Source organism: Pseudomonas sp. (assembly GCF_030147005.1).
Lineage (GTDB): Bacteria > Pseudomonadota > Gammaproteobacteria > Pseudomonadales > Pseudomonadaceae > Aquipseudomonas.
The window spans coordinates 64,860-72,723 of sequence record NZ_JASLAW010000046.1 but is presented as its reverse complement, the minus strand read 5'-3'; the positions used below and the strand labels follow the sequence as shown (position 1 = coordinate 72,723).

5 protein-coding genes and 1 pseudogene are annotated in these 7,864 nt (G+C 60.3%); 2 read left to right on the top strand and 4 right to left on the bottom strand.

All coding sequences use genetic code 11. From position 1 onward, the window contains the following. Positions 1-197: 197 nt before the first annotated feature. The 4 genes and pseudogenes from Q1V60_RS04040 to mksB form a co-directional block, all read right to left on the bottom strand. Positions 198-1,451, bottom strand: a pseudogene (locus tag Q1V60_RS04040) (IS3 family transposase). A 115-nt stretch (positions 1,452-1,566) separates the two neighbouring features. Then, a complete protein-coding gene (mksF, locus tag Q1V60_RS04035) occupies positions 1,567-4,407 on the bottom strand; it encodes an Mks condensin complex protein MksF (RefSeq protein WP_300627616.1) in 2,841 nt (946 codons plus the stop codon). After that, a complete protein-coding gene (gene mksE / locus Q1V60_RS04030) occupies positions 4,404-5,111 on the bottom strand; it encodes an Mks condensin complex protein MksE (protein WP_300627614.1) in 708 nt (235 codons plus the stop codon). The genes mksF and mksE overlap by 4 nt, the downstream gene beginning before the upstream one ends. Beyond that, complete coding sequence (gene mksB / locus Q1V60_RS04025) at positions 5,101-6,378, bottom strand: Mks condensin complex protein MksB (RefSeq protein WP_300627612.1); 1,278 nt, start codon at positions 6,376-6,378, stop codon at positions 5,101-5,103. The genes mksE and mksB overlap by 11 nt, the downstream gene beginning before the upstream one ends. 187 nt (positions 6,379-6,565) lie before the next feature. Between mksB and Q1V60_RS04020 the strand changes: the two genes are divergently transcribed. Both Q1V60_RS04020 and rimI read left to right on the top strand, forming a co-directional pair. Further along, the gene (locus tag Q1V60_RS04020; protein WP_300627620.1) at positions 6,566-7,309 is read left to right on the top strand and encodes an energy transducer TonB; all 744 of its coding nucleotides are present in this window, start codon (positions 6,566-6,568) and stop codon (positions 7,307-7,309) included. Next, complete coding sequence (rimI, locus tag Q1V60_RS04015; RefSeq protein ID WP_300627611.1) at positions 7,302-7,754, top strand: ribosomal protein S18-alanine N-acetyltransferase; 453 nt, start codon at positions 7,302-7,304, stop codon at positions 7,752-7,754. Before Q1V60_RS04020 ends, rimI begins: the two co-directional genes overlap by 8 nt. Positions 7,755-7,864 lie beyond the last annotated feature (110 nt).

Here is a 7,864-nt window from a genome sequence, read left to right as displayed (position 1 = left end):
CGCTAGAGCAGGCAATCGTCGGCCTGTGGCGAGAGAGCTTGCTCCCGCTGGGCCGCGAAGCGACCCCAGAAAATGGGACTGCTGCGCAGTCCAGCGGGAGCAAGCTCCCTCGCCACGGTAAAGCGCTCCTCCTTAACTGACTGGCATTAGGGCTTGCCCGCGAAGAGGCCCTCAACGACACCACAGTGCTCAAGTGTCTAGTCCTGAAATAGGTTTACACCTGTTTCACCCTAACGCCCGATGCATCGCATCGGGCGTTTTGTATTTCAAAGACAGGTGTGGACGCTCACGGTTGTAGATCGATACCGACTCACTGACCATCTTCTTCGCCTGCATTAAATCCTGTGGCCGCTGGAGCAAAAGCTCGGTCTTCAATATCCCGTTGACCCGCTCTGCCAAGGCGTTTTGGTAGCAGTCATAGCCATCCGTCATCGAACACCTGATGCCGTGTTTCGCATGCAACTCCTGGTACATCCCCGAGCAATACTGGCTGCCTCTATCTGAGTGATGCACCAGCGGCTGCTCCGTTCGACGGTATTTCACCGCTCGGCGCAGCGCTTGCGCGACCGACTCGGTGTGCAGGCTTTCATGGACGTGATAGCCCACGATCTTTCGTGAAAAAACATCCGTCACAAGGCTCAAATAGGCCACACCTTCCTGAGTGGGCAGATAGGTGATATCAGCCACCCAGACTTGTTCCGGGCCGCTGGGAATAACTTGATCAGGGCCGGGTTTGAGCAGGTTTGGATGACGCCGAAAGCGGTGATGGCTGTCGGTTGTCTTGTGATACGCCCGCTTGCGGGCGACCAATAAACGCCGTTCACGCAGAATCGAAAACAGGCGATCTCGACCCACTTGCAGCTCAAGCTGAGGTTGGCACTGCAGCAAGTAATGCAGCTTTCGGGTGCCCAAACGTGGCTGCCGCTGACGTTTTTGCTGAACGAAATCGGCAACTTTCTGATCCAGAGCGAGACGCGCCGCATCGGCGCGATTGCGTTTGTAGTAAGCCTGGCGGCTTATCCCCATGAACTGGCAAGCCCTGCTGATGCTCAGGTTTTGGATTCGTTTTTGGGCGAGGACTTGCCGGGACGCTTTTTTACGACAGAGAGACCGTAGTCATTTTTCAAGACATCCACGACCGCCTCAAAAAACTGCGCTTTCTGATTGGACAGCGCCAACTGTTCTTCAAGCTCTTTGATACGTTGCTCTGGCGTTAATGGTCGGTTTTTGTCGGGCATAGACCCCATCCTCGGCGAGCCAATGTATGTGCCCGGGCTCCAATCCTGTCGACCGTGCTTGCGTAACCACGTCAGAACGGTCGTTTTGCCTTGAATCCCGTAGCGCTCCTGAGCCTCTTTATAACTCAGCTCGCCTTTTTCGACCTGATCGACAACCGATAATTTAAAGGTCAGCGTGTAGTCTCGCTGACTGCGCCTTTTTACTGATTCCATCACGTCCTCCTGAAAACCAGATCAGAAGGTGTAAACCTTATTTAGGACGGGACAAAGCCCACAAAAAAGGCCGCGATCCAAAGATCGCGGCCTTTTTGCCTTTGTGCACTACACGTCAGACTTCATCCAATTCCGGCTCATCTGCCTGCACGTTAATCGTCGCCTTCACCGCATCGTGACGACGAATATATTTCCAGTCCGCCTCATCAATGTAGATCCCGTTCGGCCCGCTGCCGCCTTCCAGGTCAATCGCCACTTGGGCGGACACCTGCGGCTTCACGCTGGCCAGGATCGGCACGAAGCCCAACTGCAGGCTGGTTTCCAGCAGTGCAGCCTGGTTCTTCTCATCGATATCCGCCGCCTCGTCGAGGTAGTACGGCAAGCGCACACGACCGGCCTGGTCGCGGTCCATCAAGTGCAGCAACAAGTACATGTTGGTCAGCGCTTTGATGGTCATGGTGGTGCCGTTGGACGCGGCGCCATCGATGTCGGTGTGGATCACCGGTTGGCCGTTCACCTTGGTGATCTCGAACGCCAGCTCGAACAAGTCCTTGAGGCCCAGTTGGTTATGGTTGGCCGCGACGAGGCGGGCCAGGTATTCCTTGGCTTCTTCGTTCTTGTTGTCCTGTTCGGCGCTCTGGCTGAGGTCGAACACCGACAACGTCTCGCCTTCTTCATACTGACCGGCACTGTGGATGATCTGGTCGATATGCTTGAGGGCTTCCTTGTTCGGCGCCAGCACGATGCGAAAGCTCTGCAGGTTGGAGACCTGGCGCTTGTTGATTTCGCGGTTGAACAGCGCCAATTGGTGTTCCAGGCTGTCGTAGTCGCTACGGATATTGCGCAAGGTCCGTGCGATATCGGTGACCGCCGCGCGGCGTGCCTTGCCCAGGGTCAGCGCCTCATCGGTGCGGTGGGCATAGGCGTTGATCAACAGTTGCAGACGACGCTCCATGTCGTCCTCGCTGTCGAACTTGGCCACGCCCTTGAGGCGCACCTGCGCATACAGCGCTTCGATCTGACCATCGGCGCGCAGCAAGCCTTGCCAGCTGTCCTGATAGTCGTTGAGCAGTGGCAGCAGGTTGTCCATGGAGTCGTCGACCGGGTCCATGAATGGCGTGCCGAACGGCAGGTCCGCCGGCAATAGCTGGCGACGGCGCAGTGCGTCGTCCAGCGTACGTTGCTTGGCTTCCATATCACCGATCTGGCGGCCGACCAATTGCAGCTTGGCCGACAACTGCTGGACACGCTCGGTGAACGCATCGCTGGAGCGCTTCAGTTCGTCCTGGGCCGCCTCCATCTGCGCGAGGTGTTCCAGCTTCTCGCCTTCTTCCGCGCTCAGAGTCTGGGCGCGGCGGAAATCTTCCAGCGCCTTCTGCGCGTCGAGTACTTGCTGGTACAGCGCTTCGGTCTGGGTTTTGCTCGCCGCACGGTCAGACGCCACGGCATGCTGGGTTTTCAGTTGTTTGAGTTCTTTTTCCAGACGCTCTTTCTGGTCGCGCAATGCCGCGCGATCCGCCAGGGCCTGCAACGCCGGTGGCTCGATGTGCGAGATGTCGATGGACAGCCCCGGCACTTCGAACCGCTCGCCCTTGAAGCCATCGAGGATCTGCTCCAGGGATTTGACCCACTGGCCGTCCTCGTCCAGCGTGATGCCATGCTCACCCAGCGGCAGGCTGAACAACGAGCTGTTGAACAGGCGCATCAGGCGCTCGACATCCTGCTGCGAGAATTCTTCGCGCAGCTTGGCGTAGCTGTTGTTGTCCGCATGGTCCAACTGCTGCTTGACCGACTTCAAGCGTTTTTCCAGGTCGCGCAGACGCTCGTCCAAGTCCTCGGCGCTGAACTGACGGGACTGCGCCAGCGCGCCCGCCAATTCGTCGTGAGCGTCCTTGGCCGCGAGCAGTTGCTGCTCCAGCACCTTCACATCATCGACCAGCGCGAAGCGATGCTTGAGCACCGACAACTCCCCCAACCACCGTTGGATGCCGCTGATCTCGCGCTCCAGGCGCATCAGTTCCTGGGTGCCGCCACGCTGGTCGTGCTGCAGCGCATCCTGCTCGTTGCGATAGTGCTCAGCCTGGATTGTCAGCTCTTCCTTGCGCGCACTGGCGTAATCCGACCAAGTGCCCAGCAGCGAATCGAGCAACGGCGACAGGCGATGCAATTTGCCGCGCAAAATGTCGCGCTGTTTCACGCCATTGGCGAGTGCTTCGACCAAAGGCCCGGCGGCCACCAGCGAGTTGTAGTCCTGCTCCATGCGCCGCACATCGCGGAAGGCTTCTTCGCACGCGGCAATGTAATCGACGCTGCCGGAGCGCAGGCTGTGTTCGAACGCATCGAGGAACAATTGCTTGAGCTTGGCCGCAGTGATTTCGCGCATGTGCAGCAGGTTGATAAACAGCGCACGGAACGTCTTCAGGCTCTGTTCGCTGGTGGAGCGCAGTGGGATCAGCGTCAGGTCCAGCGGGACCGATGTGTGGCCGCCCACCAGCAAGCGACGCAGCTCATCGGGCTTGAGTTCATAAGCCTTCAGGCCCTCGCGCTCAAGGTTGGTGAACAGCTCTTTCTGACGCAGGCAGGTGTCATTCTTCTGGTAGTGAGCCAGGTCCAGCTTGCCGGCATATGCAAAGAACTGGTGACCGAAACCACCGCCCGGCCCGCGCCCGACTACGCCAATGACGTGGGGGCCGTGGGGAAGCGAGACTTCTACCAGGATGTAGCTGGTGTCGGTAGCAAAGTAGAAGCGCCGCGATTGCTCCAGGGTGTACTTGCCGAAACTCATGTCCGACATGCGTGCCAGGATCGGGAACTGCAAAGCGTTGATCGACGCGGATTTACCCAGGTTGTTTGCGCCATACACCGACAACGGTTCTTCCAGCGGGAACAAACCCAGGCTGTAGCCGGCGGTGTTCAACAGGGCGAAGCGGCGTATGCCGTAGCGTTCCTTACTCATGCGTCGGTTTCCTGTTCTTCGGCAATAGCGCGGGCGAGGGCGTCTTCTTCGCTTTCTTCAGCGAAGTCGCTCAGGTCCAGCGGGTCATCGGTCTTCAGCAGTTTTTCATCGCTGTCTTCGTCGACGATTACCGGCGCCGGCAGCGGCAACACGCTGTGCACGCTGGCGGCGAGGTCGCGGTCCTGCTGTACCGACAGGCACACATCGAGGAAGCGATGCATCGGCGGCAGGAAGCGATAGATGCCGTTGTCTTCACCGGCAAAGCCCAGTTGGGTCATGCGGCGCATGATTTTTTCTTCGAGTTCTTCCTGGGTTTGTACTTCGGCCTGGATAAACAGGTCGCGGTACTTCTCCAGCAACGACGGCAGCTCATCGCGGCCCAGGCTGCCGCCGTCGAGCACGGCGACCGGGTCGCGGCCCTGATCGGCCAGATGCTCGACAAGGATGAAGGTGAACAGCGCCAAACGTTGCGCAGTCTTGTTCACTTGCGCACTGGCGATGGCCGAATCCGGCACGAAGTAATAGAAGCCACGGGTATCGCAGACCAGCTCAAAACCCAGGGCCTTGAACAGCGTGCGGTACTGGTCCTGGAAGTTCGACAGTTGCGCGTACAGCTCCGGGTCGCGGCGGCTGACGTGGTAACCCTTGAACAGCTCGCGAAAGATCGGCGCCAGCTGGGACAGTTCGGATAGATCAAGATGCATAAGGCGTGCTCGCAGAATTCTCGGTGACGTCAACGCCGGCCGGGAGCAGGGCGAAGGAGCGCAGGCTGACCTGATGCTCGTGGGTGTGGTAATCGCGGCGTTCGAGGCGTTCGCGCTTGAAGCGTTTTTCCCGCGAGAGCCGCGAGAACCAGTACAGCAACTCGTCGGTGGCACCGTCCGGTTCCTGCTCCAGCAGCCAGGTCATCAGGTCCGGCATCGGCAGGGCGTCTTCGCAGCGCTCAAGCATTTCCTTGACCGTTCGCGGCGCGCGCTGGGCGTCGCCCTTGTGGGTTTTGTGCGCCTTGGGGAAACGTGCCGGTTTGGGCTCGAAATTCGCCAGGGCGTACACATACGCCTCGACCTGACTGGCACTGCCCAGGAACGTGCTTTGCGGCCGGGTGAACATGGGCATGGCGGCTTGCGGCACGGCGTCCAGGCCTTTGCGGCGGATCGCTGACAGCGCCAGCGCCGCGCCACGGGTCACGGCGTTGTGCCGGCGTGCTTCTTCACGTAGCGGCAGTAGCAGTTCGCGCGCGTGGCGCAAGGTCAACTGTGCGCTGGTCTGCATCTCAAGGATGCGCGCGTGGGTGCGCAGCAGCATATCGTCGTCCACCAGGTGGCCGAGACGCTGTTGCTCGGTGAGCATGCGCAGCAGTACGTTTTCCACCTTGCGCACGCCTTGCTCGAACGCGCCGTCGGCATTCACCAGTTGGATCATCGGTTCGACGTATTCGTCCCAGGTCGCCAGCACCTCGGCGTAACGCTGGCGCAACGGGATCTGCCGGTCGCTGGTCTTGGCGCGGTCGGCCACGGCAGCCAGGGCCTGTTCGTCATTGGCGAGTTTTTTCAGCACGTCCCGAACGCGCATGTCCAGCAGACGCAATTGGCGGGCCAAGTCGTGGCCGTCACGGATGTCGAAAGCGTCCTGGATATAGCCGGCCAGGCGCTCGAGGTGGCGCAGGTAGGCTTCGATTTCCAGGCACAGGCCAAGCCGGTGCTCCTTGCGAAGATAAGCAAGGAAGTCGTGGATCTGGGCGTTGAGCTCGAAACGGTTCGGGCTTTTGGCGACAGGCACCAGGATGTCCAGGCGAATCCACACGTCGAGCAGGCTGGTGATGTCCTGGGGTGTGCTGTCCAGTTGTTGGGCGGCCAGTTGCGCGCGCAACTCGCCGAGGCTCAGGGTGCCTTGGTCGAAGTGTTCACACAGTGGCTCAAGTAAGGCCCAGTGTTCGGCGAGGGCGCGCAGGACGCGCTTGGGTTCGATCATGGGAATGGCCGGCTGGTTGGCGATTAAAAGTCGCGATTGTACTGCATCGGGCGCGGGATTTATCCACAGCCGGTCAGTGTGCAGTGGGCGATTGTTGCCGAACAGCGGTAGAATCCCCGCTCTTTAGTTATCCACAAGTGGCCGAGCTGTGCTTATCGAGTCCCGACGTCGCGCTTACTTGACCGCCATGCAGGTGGTCAACTGGCTGCCCCGCACCGAACTGCCGTTTGCCGCGCCCTCGCGGCCCGAGCTGTTGCAGGTGCCTGAGCCTTATGAGGCGTTTGAGCCTTCAGGCGAGGAAGCCGCCGCGCCGGTTGCTGTGGTCAAGCCTGTGCCCGAAGCGCGGCCGACGGTGGAGCGCACCAAGATTGAGGTGCCGCGTCCGTCACCTGTGGTCAAACCGGTTATCGCCGAAGAAACCGCCCCTGTGGCCAAGGCCCCGGTGGTGCCGCCGCCACGTTTTGCCCTGCAACTGCTGCGCGCCGGGCGGTGCCTGCTGCTGGTGGAATTGCCCACCGGCGAACGCTTCCAGTCGCGCGACCCCGCCTACCTGCTGCTCAAGGACATGCTGCGCGCCGCCGGCCTGCCCGACAGCCCGCAAATTGTCGGCGACCCGGTGCGCTGGCCGCTGTTGGTGCGCGGCACCATGGACCAAGGCCCGGAAGCCGCGCGGGATTTTGTACAAAGTTTTGTCTCGGCACGCCTGGAAGACGAACCTTGCGTGTGCCTGTGGCTGATCGGCCTGCCCGCCGTGCGCTTTGCCGGGGTTGCCGACGCCGAAGCCTGGTACCGCGAACTGCAGGTTGAAGGCCTGGGGTCGGCCTGGGCCCTGCCGGGCCTGGAATTATTAATGGAAGAGCCACAGCGTAAGGCTGATGTCTGGCAAGCCATGCGCCGGCTGATGGCGCGCTGGAAAACAACCGATGAGTGAGGCTTTATCCTTTCGCCCGATGACCGAGGCTGACCTCGACGCTGTGCTGAAGATCGAATACGCGGCGTTCAGCCACCCATGGACCCGTGGCATCTTTCTCGACGGGTTGGGCAAATACCAGATATGGCTGATGTTCGAAGGTGAGCAGCAGGTTGGGCATGGCGTGGTGCAGATCATCCTCGATGAGGCGCACGTGCTGAATATCACCGTTAAACCGGAGAATCAGGGCCGAGGTTTGGGCTTGGCGCTGCTGGAGCATTTGATGTCCCGCGCCTATGCAGCCAATGCGCGCGAATGTTTCCTGGAAGTGCGTGACAGCAATACCGGGGCATTCCGGTTGTACGAGCGCTACGGCTTCAATGAGATTGGTCGCCGCCGCGATTACTACCCGGCTGTAGGCGGACGCGAAGACGCGGTAGTGATGGCTTGCACGCTGATCGATTGATCACACATACAACTGTGGGAGCGGGCTTGCTCGCGACCGCGCCGTATCAGTCAATATCCGTCGACTGGCACTGCGCACTCGCGAGCAAGCCCGCTCCCACATTAAGACCA